This window comes from Cellulosimicrobium sp. GQ32 (assembly GCF_059758455.1).
The window spans coordinates 179,718-195,441 of the sequence record NZ_JCAXEP010000008.1; the positions used below are offsets into that span (position 1 = coordinate 179,718).

The window sequence follows — 15,724 nt, forward strand, 5'->3', positions numbered from 1 at the left end:
ACGCCCCGGACGAGCAGGAGGACGACATGGACGCCGTCGACGCACGGAACCTCACCAAGCGCTACCGCCGCAAGGGCGGGACGACGACGGCGGTGGACGACGTCAGCCTCGTCGCCGTCGAGGGCGAGGTCCTGGGGATCCTCGGCCCCAACGGGGCGGGCAAGACGACCACGGTCGAGGTGGTCGCGGGCGTGCGTCGCCCCGACGACGGGTCCGTCCGGGTGCTCGGCCTCGACCCGTTCACGGACCGCGCCGCGGTGCGCCAGGTGCTGGGGGTACAGCTCCAGTCGGGGTTCATGCACGGCGCGCTGACGGTGCGCGAGCTCGCGCACCTCTACCGCACGTTCTACGGAGCGGGCCGCGACCCCGACGAGCTCGTCGCGATGCTCGGGCTCGAGGAGCAGCGCGACGTGCGCTACGAGCGGCTCTCGGGTGGCCAGCAGCAGCGCGTCGCGATCGTCCTCGCGCTCGTCGGGGACCCGCGCGTCGTGATCCTCGACGAGCTCACCACCGGGCTCGACCCGCAGGCGCGCCGCCAGGTGTGGGGCGTCGTCGAGGACCTGCGCGACGGCGGCGCGACCGTGCTCCTCGTCTCGCACCTCATGGAGGAGGTCGAGCGGCTGTGCGACCGCGTGACGCTCCTCGAGAGCGGCCGCGTCGTCGCGCACGACACCCCGGCCGGGCTGGTCGCGGGTGCCGGGCTCGACCAGCGCGTGCGCTTCCGCGTCGCGCAGCCGCTCGCGCCGGTGCTCCTGGACCGCGTCCCCGGCGTGGAGGACGTCGCGGTCCGTGGCGACCAGGTCGTGGTGACCGGCCGCGGCGACCTGCTCCAGGAGGTGAGCACCGCGCTCGTGCGGGCCGGCGTCGTCGCGACGGAGACCCGGCTCGAGCGCGCGACGCTCGACGACGCGTTCCTCGCGCTGACGGGACGCCCGCTCACCGACGACCCGTCGGGCGGGCCCCGCGCGACGACCGCCCCGACCGAGGAGGCCGCATGACCACCACCGTCCCCGCCGTCACGACGCCGTCCGGGCGGCGCGCCCCGACCAGGCCCGGTCCGCGCGCGTGGGTCGCGTTGATCGGCGCCGAGGCACGCATGGTCGTGCGCGACACCGCCGGGCTCGTCATGCCGTTCGGCATGCCCGTGCTGATCCTCGTCATGTACGGCGTCAGCGACGCCACGACGATGGTCGTCCCGGGCTCGGGGGGCCGGACGGCGTTCGACGTCTTCGTGATCCCGGTCGTGCTCGCGATCGTCGTCGGGATCGTCGGCGTCATCAACATGCCGAGCTTCCTCGCCTACTACCGGCGGTCCGGCGTCCTCAAGCGCCTGTCCGTCACGCCCGCGTCGCCCGCGATGGTGCTCGTCGCGCAGGTCGTGGTGAGCCTCGCCCAGACCGCCGGGGGCGTCGCGCTCGCGCTCGTCGTCGCGACGGCCGCGTTCGACGCGCGGCTCCCGGCGTCCCCCGGGGTCGCGCTCGGCGTGCTCGCCCTGGCGTCGGCGGCGATGTACGCGGTGGGGATGCTCGTGGCCGCCGTCGCGCCGACCCCGAACGCCGCGCTCGCGCTCGGTCTCGTCGCGTTCTTCGCGTTCGGGGCGACCGGGGGCATGTTCGGCGCCGTGTCGAACCTCCCCGAGCCGGTCGCTCGCGTCGGCGAGCTGCTGCCCTTCGGCGCCGCGGTGCAGGCGCTCGGCGACGCGTGGGCGGGGCAGCCTGTGGCGGCCGCGCACCTCGTCGCGCTCGGCGTCGCGGTCGCGGTGGGCGCCGCCGGCGCGGCGCGCTGGTTCCGCTGGACCTGAGCGGGCCCCGCCGGCGGTCGCCGCTCGCTCCTCGCGCGGGCGGCGTCAGCCGTCGTGTCGACGCTCGTGGAAGGCCTCGTCGGCGACCTGCACCGTGCGCATGAAGTTCTCGACCATCTCGCGCGGCGACACGAGCGCGTCCGCCGTCTCCACCGGCTCCGCCTCGCCGTCCAGCTCGCGGACCTCGTCGTGGATGCGCTCCATCGTCGTGTCGAGGGTCGCCGCGACGTCGGCCGCGAGCTTGAGGGCGTCGGTGAGGTGCTGGGGCACGTCGCGCTGGTACTTGTAGTAGATCTTGTGCTCGAGGCTCGCCCAGAAGTCCATCGCGATGGTGCGGAGCTGGATCTCCACGACGACGTCCTCGACCCGGTCCGAGAGGAAGACCGGTACCTTCACGATGAGGTGCAGGCTCTTGTAGCCGTTGCCCTTGGGGTGCGCGATGTAGTCGCGCTCCTCGAGCACGGTGAGGTCGCGCTGGCCGACGAGCATGTCGCGCACGCGGTAGATGTCGGAGACGAAGCTGCACGTCACGCGCACGCCCGCGACGTCGAACATGTTCTCCTGCACGCCCTCCGGGGTGAGCGGGATCCCCTTGCGCTGCGCCTTCGCGAAGATCGAGTCGATCGACTTCAGGCGCGAGCCGAGGTGCTCGATGGGGTTGTAGTCGTGGATGTGCCGGAACTCGTCGCGCAGGACGGTGATCTTGGTCATCACCTCGTCGATGCCGAACTTGTACGTCATCATCAGCCGGCGGAACTCGCGCACCCGCGGACGGATCTCCCCGGCGGGCGGGACGTCGTCGGTCGTCAGGTGGGTCACGGTGTTCCTCTCGGTCCTGCCTCGTCACGGCGGTCTCCCCGGGTCGGTCGGGCCGCCTCCTCCAGTGTGCACGGTCGGGGACGCCGGGAAGTTCCCACGACGGCCCGCGGACAGGGTCGTTGGTCCCTCGTCCGGTACGTCCCGCGGGCGGCGCCGCCCCGTGCGCGCCACGATGGGCCCATGGCCACCTCATCGAGCCGCGGCGCGGGCGAGACGGTGAGCGTCGGTGGCCACCGCCTGCGGCTCACGAACCTCGACAAGGTCCTCTACCCCGCCACCGGGACGACCAAGGCGGACGTCCTCGCCTACCTGGCGGCCGTCGCCGACGTCATGCTCCCCCACTGCGCCCACCGGCCCGCGACGCGCAAGCGCTGGCCCGACGGCGTCGAGGGGCAGGTCTTCTTCCAGAAGAACGCGGGGCAGGGCGTGCCGTCGTGGGTCCGCACGCGCCGGATCCAGCACAAGAGCAGCGCGAACGACTACGTGCTCGTGGACGACCTGGCGACGCTCACGTGGCTCGGCCAGACCGCGTCGCTCGAGCTGCACGTGCCGCAGTGGCAGTTCGGCCGCACCGGCGTCCACCTCGACCCCGACCGGCTCGTCCTCGACCTGGACCCCGGGCCGGGGGCCGGGCTGCCCGAGTGCGCGGAGGTCGCCCGCCTGGCCCGGACCATCCTCCAGGGCATGGGGCTCGACCCCCTGCCCGTGACGAGCGGGTCCAAGGGGATCCACCTGTACGCCGCGCTCGACGGCAAGCAGGACGCCGCGGCCGTGTCGGCCGTCGCGCACGAGCTCGCGCGCTACCTCGAGGCCGAGCACCCCGACCTCGTCGTGAGCGACATGAAGAAGTCGCTGCGCGGAGGCAAGGTGCTCGTCGACTGGAGCCAGAACAACGGCAACAAGACGACGATCGCGCCGTACTCGTTGCGCGGGCGCGAGCACCCGACCGTCGCGGCGCCCCGCACGTGGGAAGAGCTGGACGACCCGGACCTGCGGCACCTCGACAAGGACGAGGTGATCGAGCGCGTGCGGACGATCGGCGACCCGCTCGCCGCGCTCACGCTGGGCCACCTCGCCGCGCTCGAGCCCACGCCCGAGCGCATGGCGACGTTCGAGCGCAAGGGCGCTGCGACGTCGGACGGCGACCGCGGGACGAGCGACGGCGACCGCCCCGACCGTCTGCACCGCTACCGGTCGATGCGCGACGCGCAGCGCACGCCCGAGCCGGTCCCGGACGAGGCCCCGCCGCCGAGCGCGGGCAACAGCTTCGTCATCCAGGAGCACCACGCCCGGCGCCTGCACTGGGACTTCCGGCTCGAGCACGACGGCGTCCTCGTGAGCTGGGCGCTGCCCCGCGGCGAGCCGACCGACCCGAAGAAGAACCACCTCGCCGTCCAGACCGAGGACCACCCGCTCGCGTACGGGGCGTTCGAGGGCACGATCCCCAAGGGCGAGTACGGCGCGGGCGAGGTGACCATCTGGGACGCCGGCACGTACGAGCTGGAGAAGTGGCGGGACGGCAAGGAGGTCATCGTCACCCTCCACGGCGAGCAGCACGGCACGCGCCGCCTCGCACTCATCCACACGGGCGGCCGCGACGGCCGCGACGAGGACAACTGGCTCATCCACCTCATGGCCCCGCGCGGCGGCACCTCGGGGGCGGCGTCCGCGGGAGGCCGCGACCAGGGCGAGACGAAGAAGGCGGGTGGGGCGCTCGCGCCGGGTCGTGGCGGGCCTGGCGGGAGCGCCGAGGAACGAGGCGCGGATGGTAGACCCGGCGCGAGCGCCCCACCCGCCACCCAACCCGACCACGACCACGACCACGACCACGCCGAGCCAACGCCGGCCCGGACGGACTGGCGACCCATGCTCGCGTCGCCCGCGTCGGCGGGCGACCTGCACGACGGCGACGCGTGGGCGTTCGAGATGAAGTGGGACGGGTTCCGGACGCTCGCGCACGTGTCGAACGGGCAGGTGCGGCTCGTGAGCCGCTCGGGCAAGGACATGACGGTGACGTACCCGGAGCTCCAGGCTCTCGCCGAGCAGGTCCCGGCCGAGGCGCTGCCGGTCGTGCTGGACGGCGAGATCGTCGCGCTCGACGCGCGAGGGCGGCCGAGCTTCCGGCGCCTCCAGCAGCGCGCGAACATCGCCAAGCCGGGGGACGTCGCGGCGGCCCGGCGCAAGGTCACGGTCGACCTCATGGTGTTCGACCTCCTGGAGACCGCGGGCCGGTCGCTCGCCAAGCGCCCCTACGACGAGCGGCGCTTGGTGCTGGAGGAGGTGCTGGGCGACGCGCGCGCACCGGTCCACGTGCCGCCCGCGTTCGACGGCGACCTCGACGCGGCGATGGAGACGTCGCGGCGGCTCGGCCTGGAGGGCGTCGTCGCCAAGCGGCGCGACGGCACCTACTCGTCGGGTCGCCGCTCGGCGCTGTGGCTCAAGCTCAAGCACGCGCAGTCGCAGGAGGTCGTCGTCGTGGGGTGGCGGCCGGGGCACGGCGACCGGACGCACCTCGTCGGGTCGCTCCTGCTCGCGGTGCCCGACGGCGAGCGGCTGGTCTACGTGGGCCGCGTCGGGTCGGGTTTCACGGACGCGGAGCGACGCGACCTCGTCGCCGAGCTCGGCCGGATCGAGCGCACGACGTCGCCCGCGACGGGAGTGCCCCGCGAGGACGCGCGAGACGCGCGCTGGGTGTCGCCGCGCCGGGTCGCCGAGGTCGTCTACGCCGAGTGGACGGGGCCCGGCGAGGGCGACGACATCCCGTTCGGCAAGCTGCGGCACCCCGTGTGGAAGGGGTGGCGGCGCGACAAGTCGCCGGCCGACGTCGTGCGTGAGGAGCCCGCGACGCTCCACCGGTGACGGACCGTTGACGTCGATCCCCGCCCGCGGGACCGTTGCTGCGTCGAGGTTCCTCGACTTCCCTCCGACGCAGGACGGCGACCATGACCGACACGTCCTCCGCACCTCCCGCCCCCGAGCGCCCGCCGCGGCTCCCGCCGCGCTGGTTCGTCCGCACGGCCTGGGTCGTGCACCGCGCGTACTACCGGGTCACCGGGCACCGCCGCGGCCTGTGGCGCCCTCAGCCCGAGAAGTGGGGCACGCTCCTGCTCCGTACGGTCGGGCGACGCACCGGCCGCGAGCACGACGTGATCGTCGGGTACTTCGAGGACGGCCCGAACCTCGTCACGCTCGCGATGAACGGCTGGGCCGCGCCCGAGCCCGCGTGGTGGCTCAACCTCCAGGCGCACCCGGACACGACCGTCGAGCTGCGCGGCGAGACGCGTGCCGTCCACGGTCGCGCGGCCGAGGGGTCGGAGCGCGCCCGGCTCTGGGAGCGGTGGCGCACGTTCGACCACGCGCTGGACGGGTTCGCCGCGCGGCGCCCGACCGAGACGGCGGTCGTCGTGCTGGAGCCTCGGACCGTGGAGGCGCCGGCGGGCGACCGCGCGTAGGCCGGGAGCGCTGCCGACGCGTCCTCCCGGGTCGGCACGGGGCAGTCGGCCTGGTCCGGTCACCGCGAGAGGTGTCGGGAAGACCCACGGTCGATTGGTATACCATTTCACCATGGCTCCCCTCTCCGCTGCCAGTGGTGCCGCGCCCCCGAGCCGTCGCACGCGCCGCACCCGGCATGCCGTCACGGCGTGGGCGACCGCCGCGCTCGTCGCGGTGCTCGCGGCCTGCTCGCCGGGCAGCGCGGGCGACGCCGCCTCGCCCGATCCCACGCCGACCCCCGACGTCACGTCCCCCGCCCCGCCCCCTGCGCCCGACCCGTCGGGCGAGCCCGCGGCTCCCGAGGAGCCCGCCCAGGCGCCCGCGCGCTACCTGCTCGCGACCGAGGCGGAGTCCGACGGGCTCGCCGTCGTCGACCCGACGGTCCGCGAGGGCAGCGCCGTCGTCGACCGCATCGAGGTCGGGGCGGCGCCGTGGGGCGTCGCCGTGCACGCCCCGACGATGCGCGCGTACGTCTCGACGGCGCAGGGGGTCGCCGTGGTCGACCTCGTGACGCGCCAGCGCGTCGACCTGATCCCCTACCGGGACGTGCCCGCCCGGGTCGGGTTCGGCGAGTACCGCCGCGGCGGCATGGGCATCGCGGTGTCGCCCGACGGCGCCCGCGTCTACGTGGCCGTCCACCGGGGCGACTCGTCGACGCTCGAGACGGTCGACGTCGCGTCGCGCGAGGTGCTCGCGAGCACGCCCGTGGGCCTGCGCCCGTTCGACGTGCTCGTCGCGGCCGACGGCAGCGAGGTCTACACCGTCGACCACGACGAGTTCTCCGTGCACGTCGTCGACGCCACGACGTTCGAGGCGCGGCGCATCGAGGTCGCGCCGTTCGGCACCGAGGGCGGGCTCGCGTCGTTCGAGAAGCCGCACTACGCCGTGCTCGACGACGACGGCTCCCTCCTGCTCCCCTACCAGGGCCGCGTGCTGGTCCGTCTCGATCCCGCCACCGGCACGACGACGAGCGTGCCCTCCGCGGCCGACAGCCACCAGCACGGCGTCGCGCGCGCTCCCGACGGCCGCGTGGTCGTGGTGGGCAACGGCCCGTTCGGCAACGCCGCGGGCGGACCGAACGTGACGGTGCTCGACCCCGCGACCGGGGCCGAGCAGGTCGCGCCCCTCACGCGCCGGCACGAGACCGCGACCACGTGGACCGACCCCGCGAGCGGGTCCTTGAGCGCCGTGCTCGCCGGCGGGTACACCCAGGCCGAGGCGTGGGACGGCGCGACCGTCGTCGACCTCGACACCCTCGCCACGTACGAGATCCAGATCCCCGGACGACCCCAGGTCGTCGCCCCGCTCCCGGAAGGACCCGCCGCATGACCCGCCCGAGCACCCCCGAGACCGTCACCGTCCTGCGCGACGTCCGCCCCTGGGGCGGCAAGCGCGTCGACCTGCACGTCGCCGAGGGGCGCATCGCCGCGGTGACGCCGCACGACCCCACCGTCACGGTGCCGTCGGGCGCGCCGGTGGTCTCGCCGACGGGTGACGCGACCGGTGTCGTCGACGGACGCGGCCTGCTCGCGCTGCCCGGCCTCGTCAACGCCCACGCGCACGTCGACAAGAGCTGGTGGGGCAAGCCGTGGGTCAGCTACGGCGGCGAGGCGACGACGCAGGGCCGCATCGCGCACGAGCGCGCGCACCGCGACGAGCTCGGCATCCCCGGCGTCGACGTCACGCTCGCCGTGCTGCGCGAGCTCGTGCGCCACGGCACGACGGCGATCCGCACCCACGTGGACGTCGACCTCGGCCTGGGCCTGCGCGGCATCGAGGTCGTGCGCGAGGCGCTCGCCGCGCTCGGTGGCGCCGTGCACGCCGAGATCGTCGCGTTCCCCCAGGACGGCGTGCTGCGCCGGCCCGGCGTCCTCGACCTGCTCGACGCGGCCGCCGCCGCGGGGGCCGAGCACATCGGTGGGCTCGACCCCGCGTCGATCGACCGCGACCCGGTCGGCCAGCTCGACGGGCTGTTCGCGATCGCGGAGCGCCGTGGCGTCGGGATCGACGTGCACCTGCACGACGGCGGCGACCTCGGCGCGTTCCAGGTCGAGCTCATGATCGACCGCACGCTGCGCGCGGGGCTCCAGGGCAAGGTCAACGTGGCGCACGGCTTCGCGGTCGGCGACGTCCCGGCGTCGCGCCAGGCGGACCTCGTCGCCGCGATGGGCGAGGCCGGCATCACCATGACGACCGTCGCACCGGTCGGCGCCGCGCCCCTGCCGGTCCACGCGCTGCGCGCCGCGGGCGTCGCCGTCGGTCTCGGCACGGACGGGATCCGCGACCTGTGGTCGCCGTACGGGACCGGAGACCTCCTCGCCCTCACGACGCAGCTCGCGCGCCTGTCGCGGTTCCGGTACGACGAGGAGCTCGTCACCGCGGCGCGCATCGCGACGTCCGACGCCGCCCGCTTCGTCGGCCGCGACGTGCACGACCTCGTCGTCGGCGCGCCCGCGGACGTCGTGCTCGTGGACGCCGAGAACGTGCCCGACGCCGTCGTGCGCGCCCCGCGCCGCGCGCTCGTCGTCGCGGGCGGCCGGGTCGTCGCCCGCGACGGCGACGTGCTCGTCTGAGGCACGCGCGGCGCTCCGTCGCCCGGCCGCGACTCGTGCGCGGCCGGGCGATGAGTTCGTGAGGCACCGGTCGTCTACCCCCACGACACCACGCACCGGGCGAACCGCCCACGACGCCGGAGGCGCACTCATGAGCACGCAGATCTTCGTCAACCTGCCCGTCAAGGACCTCGACGCCTCCAAGGCGTTCTACACGGCGCTCGGCTACACCGTGAACGAGCAGTTCACCGACGAGAACGCGTCCTCGATCGTCATCAGCGACACGATCTACGTCATGCTCCTCACCGAGGAGTTCGCGAAGCAGTTCACGAACAAGTCCGTGGCCGACGCGACCGCGACGACCGAGGTCATCAACGCGCTGAGCGTCGACAGCCGCGCCGAGGTCGACCGCCTCGCCGACGCGGCGTTCGCCGCGGGCGCCACCGCGGTCAAGGACCCGCAGGAAGAGGGTGGCTTCATGTACTCGCGGAGCTTCGCCGACCTCGACGGCCACCAGTGGGAGGTCCTCTTCATGGACCCGACGGCGTTCGAGGGCTGACCGCCCCGAGAGACGGGGAGAGGGCTGCGCGCCGCCGCGGTGCACCGGTGTGACCCGCGCCTCTCCCGCGGCGGCCCGGGAATCGAGAGGGCGCGTATGCCGTTGCCGCCGTCATGCGAGCCATCACCTACTCCCGCTACGGCGGCCCCGACGTCCTCGAGACGACCGACCTCCCGACCCCCAAGGTCGGGCCCGACTCCGTGCTCGTGCGCGTGCGCGCCGCGAGCGTCAACCCGGTGGACTGGAAGGTCCGCGAGGGCTACCTCGACCAGATCATGGACGTGGTCTTCCCCGTCGTCCCGGGCTGGGACGTCGCGGGCGTCGTCGAGCGCGTCGGCCTGGACACCCCCGAGCTCCAGGTCGGCGACGAGGTGTACGGGTACGTGCGCAAGGACGTCGTCGGCGGCGACGTGTCGGGCGGGACGTTCGCGGAGCTCGTCGCGGCGCCGGTCCGCACGCTCGCGCGCAAGCCCGCCGCGTGGTCGTTCGAGGAGGCGGCGGCCGTGCCGCTCGCCGGTCTGACCGCGTACCAGACGATCCGGCGCGCGGGCGTCGCCGAGGGGCAGACGGTGCTCGTGCACGCCGCGGCCGGGGGCGTCGGGTCGTTCGCCGTCCAGATCGCGCGGGCCCTCGGCGCGCGCGTGATCGGCACGGCGTCGGAGCGCAACCACGACTTCCTGCGCTCGCTCGGCGCGGAGCCGGTCACGTACGGCGACGGGCTCGCGGACCGCGTCCGGGCGCTCGCGCCGGAGGGTGTCGACGTCGTCCTCGACTACGTCGGCGGCGACGCGCTCGACTCGGTCCCGCAGGTGCTGCGCGACGGCGGCACGGTCGCCTCGATCACGGACGCCCGCGCCCGCGACGAGCTCGGTGGGCACTACGTGTGGGTCCGCCCCGACGCGGCGGACCTCGCGGAGCTCGCGCGCCTCGGCGACGAGGGCCTGCTGCGTCCGGAGGTCGCGGAGGTGTTCGACCTCGCCGACGCCGCCGACGCGCACCGCGCGAGCCAGTCCGGCCACGTGCGCGGCAAGGTCGTCGTCCGGGTCTGAGTCCCGCCAGATCGACCCGAGCGTCGCCAGGTCGACCCCACCGGGGGTAGACGTTCGGGTCGATCTCGCCGCGGTCAGGCGTCCGGCAGCTCGCGCAGCGGCGACGTCAGGTCGCCACCCGCGTCCCCCGTGTTCACCGTCCCCCGGCGCTCGACGAGCACCGCGGAGGTCTCGACGGCGGCCCGCGGGCGGTGCTCGACGCCGCGCGGCACGACGAACAGGTCGTGCGGCCCCAGCACGACCGCCCGCTCGACGCCGTCCTCGCGCAGGTCGATCGTCAGCTCGCCCGCGAGCACGAGGAACAGCTCGTCGGTCTCGGGGTGGGTGTGCCAGACGAACTCGCCGAGCACCTTGACGACCTTGAGGTCCTGGTCGTTGAGGGTCACCACCCGGTGTGGCTGCCAGTGCCCGTCGAAGGCGTCGAGGGCGGCGAGAAGGTTGCGCACGTCGGTCATGTGCCCACCCTGCCACTCCCCTGCCCGCCACGAGTTCGACCTGCACGCCCGAGATCGACCTTCCGAGGGGCGACGTCGGGCCGTTCGGGTCGATCTCGCGAGTGAGCGGTGCCAGGCTGACACCATGAGCAGCACGGATGCCGCACGTCCGGGGGCCGCGTTCGGCCCCGAGGTCTACGCCGCTCGCCGCGAGCGCGCCGCCGCGCACGCCCGCGAGGCCGATCTGGCGGGGCTGCTCGTCTCGCCCGGGCCTGACCTCGCCTACTTCACCGGCTACGCGCCGCCGGACACCGAGCGCCTCACGCTGCTCGCGATCCCCGCGGGCGAGCCCGGCGCGCAGGCCGGCGCGTCCGTCGTCGTGCCGCTGCTCGAGCGCGGCGACCTGGTCTCGGCCCCGGGCGCGGACGGGCTCGACATCGTGACCTGGCGCGACGGCGACGAAGAGCACGCCGCTGCGGCGCGGCTCCTCGACGGGACCGGCACCTACGCCGTCTCGGACTCGACGTGGGCGCTGCACGTGCTCGGGCTCCAGCGAACGCTCCCGGACGCGCGGTTCACCGCGTTCACCGACGCCGTCCCGACGCTGCGCGCCGTCAAGGACGCGCAGGAGGTCGAGCGTCTCGCCGCGGCGGGCGCCGCCGCCGACGCGGCGTTCGCCCAGATCCGCGAGGTCGCTTTCGCGGGCCGGCGCGAGCGGGACGTCGCGGCCGACCTCGACCGGTTCCTGCGCGAGCACGGGCACGAGCAGGTCGACTTCACGCTCGTGTGCGCGGGCCCGAACGGCGCCGACCCGCACCACGACGCGGGCGACCGCACCATCGAGCCGGGCGACCTCGTCGTGCTCGACTTCGGCGGGCTCCGCGACGGCTACGGCTCCGACACGACGCGCACGGTCCTGGTCGAGGGCGGCACCGACGACGCCCTCGCGGCACAGCAGCGCGAGGTCTACGACGTCGTGCGGCGCGCCCAGCAGGCCGGGGTCGAGGCCGTGCGCCCTGGCGCGACGTGCCAGGACGTCGACCGCGCCGCGCGCGCCGTCATCGCCGAGGCAGGCTACGGCGAGTACTTCGTGCACCGCACCGGGCACGGCATCGGCACGACGACCCACGAGCCGCCGTACATGGTGGAGGGCGAGGACCGACCGATCGAGCCCGGCATGTGCTTCTCCGTCGAGCCGGGCGTCTACCTGCCCGGGCGGTTCGGCGTGCGGATCGAGGACATCGTCGTCGCGTTCCCGCCGGACGTGCCCGACGGCGCACGTCGCCTCAACACCTCGACGCACGACCTCCAGACGGTGCGCTAGGGGCGCGCGCCTCTCAGCGGTCTCCGGGGACGGCGTCCGCGGTCGCGCGCACGTTCTCGTTGCGGATGCCGACCCAGCTCAGGACGCCGCCCAGGACCAGCAGCGCGGCGGTGACGACGAGCGAGCGGTGGAAGCCGTCGAGGTCGAGCACGCCCCCGACGATCACGCCCGCGAACGCGATGACGACGAGCCCTGCCACGCGCGACACGGCGTTGTTCACCGCCGACCCGATGCCGGCGTCGGACGCGGGGATGGAGCCGAGGATCGCGGACGTGAGGGGAGCGACGGTCATCGCGAGGCCGAGGCCGAAGAGCACGAGGCCCGGGAGGACCTGGGTGACGTAGACGGCGTCGTCGGTCGTCGTGAGCAGGAGGAGGTAGCCGGCCCCGCCGATGATCGGCCCGAGGGTCATGAACAGGCGCGGACCGTACCGGCCAGCGAGCGCCCCGAACCGCGTGGACAGCGCGAGGAGCACGAGCGTCACGGGGAGCTGCGCGAGGCCCGCGGCGGTCGCGCTGTACCCACCGACCTGCTGGAGGAACAGCGTGACGACGAACCCGCCGAAGTACAGCGCGCCGTAGATGGCGGCGGTCGCGAGGTTGCCCCACGCGAAGTTGCGCACGCGGAAGAGCCGTGGCGGGAGCATGGGGTCGGGGGCGCGCCGCTCCCACCACACGAACACGACGAGGCACGCGACGCCGACGACGCACGGCCCCCACACGACCGGGCTCGCCCAGCCGAACCGGCCCTGCTCGATGAGCGCGAACACGGTCCCCGCGAGCCCGACCGCCGCGAGCGTCGCCCCGGCGGCGTCGATGCGCCGTCGCCCGTCTGGGCCACCCGCGGCACCCGGCTCCTCCGCGGCGGACCGCGGCACCCCGCGCAGCAGCCACAGCGTCACCGCGACGGGCAGCACGTTGATCCAGAACACCCAGCGCCACGAGATGGTGTCGATGAGGATCCCTCCGAGCAGCGGCCCGACGAGCGAAGCCGTGCTCGTCCACGCGGTCCAGGAGCCGATCGCGCGGGACTGCCGCTCGCCGTCGAACGTCGAGATGATCATGGCGAGCGAGCTGGGCACGAGCAGCGCACCCGCGACGCCCTGGAGCCCGCGGGCCACGACGAGGAACAGCCCGTCGGGTGCGAGCGCGCACGCGACGGACGTCACCGCGAAGCCGACGAGGCCGATCCCCATGATGCGGCGCCGGCCGTGGACGTCGGACAGCGAGCCCGCCAGGAGGATGAGGGCGCCGAGCGTGATCATGTAGGCGTCGACGACCCACTGTTGCAGCGCGAGGCCCGTGACCGGCCCGGTCGTCAGCTCGGCGGAGATCGCGGGCAGCGCGACGTTGACCACCGAGCCGTCCAGGAACGACACGAACGACGCGAGGACCGCGACCACCAGCACCCGCTGCTGCACCGTCACCGACCCACCGTACGACTCGACTCTCATGCCGTCCTGACCGAGCGCGACGGTGAGGTGTGACGCGAGGTGGTCCGCGGAGCGACGACTCGACACCATACCTAGAGGTAGGTACGGTGGTCCGCATGACGACGACCGACGCCCGCGAGCGGCTCGTCGCGGCCGCGCAGGACCTGTTCTGGGCCCAGGGCGTCGGCGCGACCAGCCCACGCCAGGTCCTCGCCGCGAGCGGCGTGGGCCAGGGCAGCCTCTACCACCACTTCCCCACCAAGCACGACCTCGCCGCGGCCGCCGTGCGCGCCACGACGACGGCAGGCCTCGACGCCGCGCACCGCGACCTCGACGCGGGCGGGTCCGCCGTCGAGCGCCTGGTCCGCTACCTCGAGCGGCCGCGTCCCGCGCTCGCCGGGTGCAAGGTCGGGCGCCTCGTGAGCGACCAGGCCGTCATGGACGACGCCGAGCTCGCCGCGGAGGTCCGCGCCTACTTCCGCGGTCTCGTCAGCCTGGCCGCCACCGTCCTCACGGAGGACGGGCTGCCCGACGACGTGGCCCGCGACCGCGCGCACGCCGCCGTCGCGATCGTGCAGGGCGGGTACGTCCTCGCGCGCGCCCTCGTCGACCCTGACGCGATGACCGCCGCTGCGCGGGGTTTCGTCGCGCTGCTCGATCCCGGCCCGACCACCCCGGAGGACGCATGACCGACACCACCGACCGTCCGTCCCTGCGCGAGCGACTGCGTGCGCTGCCCGTGCTCGGCACCGACCTGCCCGGCCTCGACGTCGACGCGGCACCGGACGAGCCGAGCACGCTCTTCGTCGGCTGGCTCGAGGACGCGATCGGCGCGGGTCTGCCCGCACCGCACGCCGCGACCCTCTCGACCGCCGATGCGAGCGGCCGGGTCGACGCCCGGACGCTGATCCTCAAGGACGTCGACGGCGACGGCTGGGTCTTCGCGACGCGCGCCGACTCGCCCAAGGGCGTGGCGCTCGCGCAGAACCCGAACGCCGCGCTGACGTTCTTCTGGCGGGAGCACGGTCGCCAGGTCCGGGTGCGCGGGCCGGTCGTCCCGCTCGGCCACGAGGCGTCCGTAGCCGACTTCCTCGCCCGCTCCGAGTTCTCCCGCGCCACCGCGCTCGCCGGGCCGCAGAGTGCCCCGCTCGCGTCGCGGGCCGCCTACCGGACCGCGTGGGACGCCGCGCTCGCGCGGGTCCGCGCCGAGCCCGACCTCGTCCTCGACGCCTGGACCGCGTACGCGCTCGAGCCGACGAGCGTCGAGTTCTGGGCCTCCTCACCCGACGGCCAGGTCCGCCTGCGCTACACCGCGGCGCCCGACGCAGGCGCCGCGACCCCTCTCCCTTGGACGAAGGAGCTCCTGTGGCCGTGACGGACCCCACCGCACCCACCGCGCCGGACGTCGAGGAGGTACGTCGCGACGCGCGCGCCGCGCTCGACGCCGTCACGTCCGTGACGCGTGGCCTCGACGACGCCGGCCTCACGGGCCCGTCCGCACTGCCCGGCTGGTCGCGCAGCCACGTGCTCGCGCACGTCACGGCGATCGGCCAGGCGATGGCCCGCCAGGCGGAGCAGGCCGCCCACGGCGAGCTCGTCGAGGTCTACGACGGCGGAGCGGCCGGCCGCGAGGCCGGCATCCAGGCCGGCGCGCGCCGGTCGGTCGCGGAGCACGTGCACGCGCTCGAGTCGCTCGCCGAGCGTCTCGACGCCGCCTGGCCCGCCACCGGAGCGCCGGGCTGGAGCGCCCGCGTCACCTACCGCGACGGGACCGTCGTGGACGCGCTCGTCGCATGGTGGCGCGAGGTCCGCATCCACGCCGTCGACCTCGATGCCGGTCTCGGCCTCGACACCTGGTCGCGCGCGCTCGGACTCCACCTCCTCGACTTCCTCGGGGTCCGGCTCACGGACGACGTCCTGGTCGAGCTCCCCGCGGAGCCCACCGGACTCAGGGTGGGCCCGGCCGGCCTCCGCCTTGACGCCGAACCCGGGGTCGCTCCCCGCACAGAGACTCCCCTGGGGAGCGACCCCGGGATCGACGCGCGAGACGGCGTCGTCGTCCGGGGCCGCCTGACCGACGTCGCAGCCTGGCTCGCGGGCCGCACCCCCGACGCCGAGCCCGACGCCTTCCGCGGCGGCGAACCCACACCGATCCCCCAGATCGGCCCCTGGCCCTCGCCCTACTCCCCACCGAGGTAGAACGCTGGTCACGCGAGAGATAGCTCTGTGCACCGAGGTGGAGCCCTGTTCACGCGAGAGAGA

Annotated in this window: 15 protein-coding genes; 12 read left to right on the forward strand and 3 right to left on the reverse strand. The window is 74.6% G+C overall.

The features are described 5' to 3' along the window. The first annotated feature begins 26 nt into the window (after positions 1-26). Positions 27-998: an ABC transporter ATP-binding protein gene (locus AC6CH9_RS14500; protein WP_498155512.1), complete on the forward strand. Its 972-nt coding sequence runs from the start codon at positions 27-29 to the stop codon at positions 996-998. Next, on the forward strand, positions 995-1,801 hold the full coding sequence (locus tag AC6CH9_RS14505; protein ID WP_498155513.1) for an ABC transporter permease: 807 nt from the start codon (positions 995-997) through the stop codon (positions 1,799-1,801). The genes AC6CH9_RS14500 and AC6CH9_RS14505 overlap by 4 nt, the downstream gene beginning before the upstream one ends. A gap of 45 nt (positions 1,802-1,846) precedes the next feature. On the opposite strand, the gene AC6CH9_RS14510 is transcribed toward AC6CH9_RS14505, so the two are convergent. Further along, complete coding sequence (locus tag AC6CH9_RS14510; RefSeq protein WP_082380068.1) at positions 1,847-2,545, reverse strand: GTP pyrophosphokinase; 699 nt, start codon at positions 2,543-2,545, stop codon at positions 1,847-1,849. 255 nt (positions 2,546-2,800) lie between these two features. Here AC6CH9_RS14510 and AC6CH9_RS14515 point away from each other — a divergent pair, with 255 nt between their 5' ends. The 6 genes from AC6CH9_RS14515 (at position 2,801) to AC6CH9_RS14540 (ending at position 10,272) form a co-directional block, all read left to right on the forward strand. After that, on the forward strand, positions 2,801-5,479 hold the full coding sequence (locus AC6CH9_RS14515; RefSeq protein WP_498155514.1) for an ATP-dependent DNA ligase: 2,679 nt from the start codon (positions 2,801-2,803) through the stop codon (positions 5,477-5,479). A gap of 83 nt (positions 5,480-5,562) precedes the next feature. Further along, the gene (locus tag AC6CH9_RS14520) at positions 5,563-6,072 is read left to right on the forward strand and encodes a nitroreductase/quinone reductase family protein (protein ID WP_498155515.1); all 510 of its coding nucleotides are present in this window, start codon (positions 5,563-5,565) and stop codon (positions 6,070-6,072) included. 112 nt (positions 6,073-6,184) lie between these two features. Next, positions 6,185-7,441 (forward strand): hypothetical protein, encoded by a 1,257-nt coding sequence (locus AC6CH9_RS14525; RefSeq protein ID WP_498155516.1) that lies wholly within the window; start codon positions 6,185-6,187, stop codon positions 7,439-7,441. After that, the gene (locus AC6CH9_RS14530) at positions 7,438-8,685 is read left to right on the forward strand and encodes an amidohydrolase (RefSeq protein WP_498155517.1); all 1,248 of its coding nucleotides are present in this window, start codon (positions 7,438-7,440) and stop codon (positions 8,683-8,685) included. The genes AC6CH9_RS14525 and AC6CH9_RS14530 overlap by 4 nt, the downstream gene beginning before the upstream one ends. A 130-nt stretch (positions 8,686-8,815) precedes the next feature. Beyond that, on the forward strand, positions 8,816-9,223 hold the full coding sequence (locus AC6CH9_RS14535; RefSeq protein ID WP_498155518.1) for a VOC family protein: 408 nt from the start codon (positions 8,816-8,818) through the stop codon (positions 9,221-9,223). Between the two features lie 113 nt (positions 9,224-9,336). Beyond that, positions 9,337-10,272 (forward strand): NADP-dependent oxidoreductase, encoded by a 936-nt coding sequence (locus AC6CH9_RS14540; RefSeq protein WP_498155519.1) that lies wholly within the window; start codon positions 9,337-9,339, stop codon positions 10,270-10,272. Between the two features lie 74 nt (positions 10,273-10,346). Here AC6CH9_RS14540 and AC6CH9_RS14545 read toward each other — a convergent pair whose 3' ends face one another. Continuing rightward, entirely contained in the window at positions 10,347-10,727 is a 381-nt protein-coding gene (locus tag AC6CH9_RS14545) for a cupin domain-containing protein (RefSeq protein WP_498155520.1), read from the reverse strand. 124 nt (positions 10,728-10,851) lie between these two features. Here AC6CH9_RS14545 and AC6CH9_RS14550 point away from each other — a divergent pair, with 124 nt between their 5' ends. Then, a complete protein-coding gene (locus AC6CH9_RS14550) occupies positions 10,852-12,030 on the forward strand; it encodes a M24 family metallopeptidase (RefSeq protein ID WP_498155521.1) in 1,179 nt (392 codons plus the stop codon). 13 nt (positions 12,031-12,043) lie between these two features. Here AC6CH9_RS14550 and AC6CH9_RS14555 read toward each other — a convergent pair whose 3' ends face one another. Further along, on the reverse strand, positions 12,044-13,456 hold the full coding sequence (locus AC6CH9_RS14555; RefSeq protein ID WP_498155522.1) for an MFS transporter: 1,413 nt from the start codon (positions 13,454-13,456) through the stop codon (positions 12,044-12,046). A gap of 122 nt (positions 13,457-13,578) precedes the next feature. Between AC6CH9_RS14555 and AC6CH9_RS14560 the strand changes: the two genes are divergently transcribed. The 3 genes from AC6CH9_RS14560 to AC6CH9_RS14570 are packed head-to-tail and all read left to right on the forward strand — an operon-like array spanning position 13,579 to position 15,661. Next, positions 13,579-14,151 carry a TetR/AcrR family transcriptional regulator gene (locus AC6CH9_RS14560; protein ID WP_498155523.1) on the forward strand — a complete coding sequence of 191 codons (573 nt, stop codon included), beginning with the start codon at positions 13,579-13,581 and terminating at the stop codon, positions 14,149-14,151. After that, the gene (locus tag AC6CH9_RS14565; RefSeq protein WP_498155524.1) at positions 14,148-14,837 is read left to right on the forward strand and encodes a pyridoxine/pyridoxamine 5'-phosphate oxidase; all 690 of its coding nucleotides are present in this window, start codon (positions 14,148-14,150) and stop codon (positions 14,835-14,837) included. The genes AC6CH9_RS14560 and AC6CH9_RS14565 overlap by 4 nt, the downstream gene beginning before the upstream one ends. After that, positions 14,834-15,661, forward strand: a complete 828-nt coding sequence (locus AC6CH9_RS14570; protein WP_498155525.1) for a maleylpyruvate isomerase family mycothiol-dependent enzyme — start codon at positions 14,834-14,836, stop codon at positions 15,659-15,661. Before AC6CH9_RS14565 ends, AC6CH9_RS14570 begins: the two co-directional genes overlap by 4 nt. Positions 15,662-15,724 lie beyond the last annotated feature (63 nt).

What these genes read in the sequence shown, in the direction of transcription:
- AC6CH9_RS14500 (WP_498155512.1), top strand. Translation starts at nt 27, where the DNA reads ATGGACGCCGTCGACGCACGGAACCTCACCAAGCGCTACCGCCGCAAG.
- AC6CH9_RS14505 (WP_498155513.1), top strand. Translation starts at nt 995, where the DNA reads ATGACCACCACCGTCCCCGCCGTCACGACGCCGTCCGGGCGGCGCGCC.
- AC6CH9_RS14510 (WP_082380068.1), bottom strand. Translation starts at nt 2,545, where the DNA reads ATGATGACGTACAAGTTCGGCATCGACGAGGTGATGACCAAGATCACC.
- AC6CH9_RS14515 (WP_498155514.1), top strand. Translation starts at nt 2,801, where the DNA reads ATGGCCACCTCATCGAGCCGCGGCGCGGGCGAGACGGTGAGCGTCGGT.
- AC6CH9_RS14520 (WP_498155515.1), top strand. Translation starts at nt 5,563, where the DNA reads ATGACCGACACGTCCTCCGCACCTCCCGCCCCCGAGCGCCCGCCGCGG.
- AC6CH9_RS14525 (WP_498155516.1), top strand. Translation starts at nt 6,185, where the DNA reads ATGGCTCCCCTCTCCGCTGCCAGTGGTGCCGCGCCCCCGAGCCGTCGC.
- AC6CH9_RS14530 (WP_498155517.1), top strand. Translation starts at nt 7,438, where the DNA reads ATGACCCGCCCGAGCACCCCCGAGACCGTCACCGTCCTGCGCGACGTC.
- AC6CH9_RS14535 (WP_498155518.1), top strand. Translation starts at nt 8,816, where the DNA reads ATGAGCACGCAGATCTTCGTCAACCTGCCCGTCAAGGACCTCGACGCC.
- AC6CH9_RS14540 (WP_498155519.1), top strand. Translation starts at nt 9,337, where the DNA reads ATGCGAGCCATCACCTACTCCCGCTACGGCGGCCCCGACGTCCTCGAG.
- AC6CH9_RS14545 (WP_498155520.1), bottom strand. Translation starts at nt 10,727, where the DNA reads ATGACCGACGTGCGCAACCTTCTCGCCGCCCTCGACGCCTTCGACGGG.
- AC6CH9_RS14550 (WP_498155521.1), top strand. Translation starts at nt 10,852, where the DNA reads ATGAGCAGCACGGATGCCGCACGTCCGGGGGCCGCGTTCGGCCCCGAG.
- AC6CH9_RS14560 (WP_498155523.1), top strand. Translation starts at nt 13,579, where the DNA reads ATGACGACGACCGACGCCCGCGAGCGGCTCGTCGCGGCCGCGCAGGAC.
- AC6CH9_RS14565 (WP_498155524.1), top strand. Translation starts at nt 14,148, where the DNA reads ATGACCGACACCACCGACCGTCCGTCCCTGCGCGAGCGACTGCGTGCG.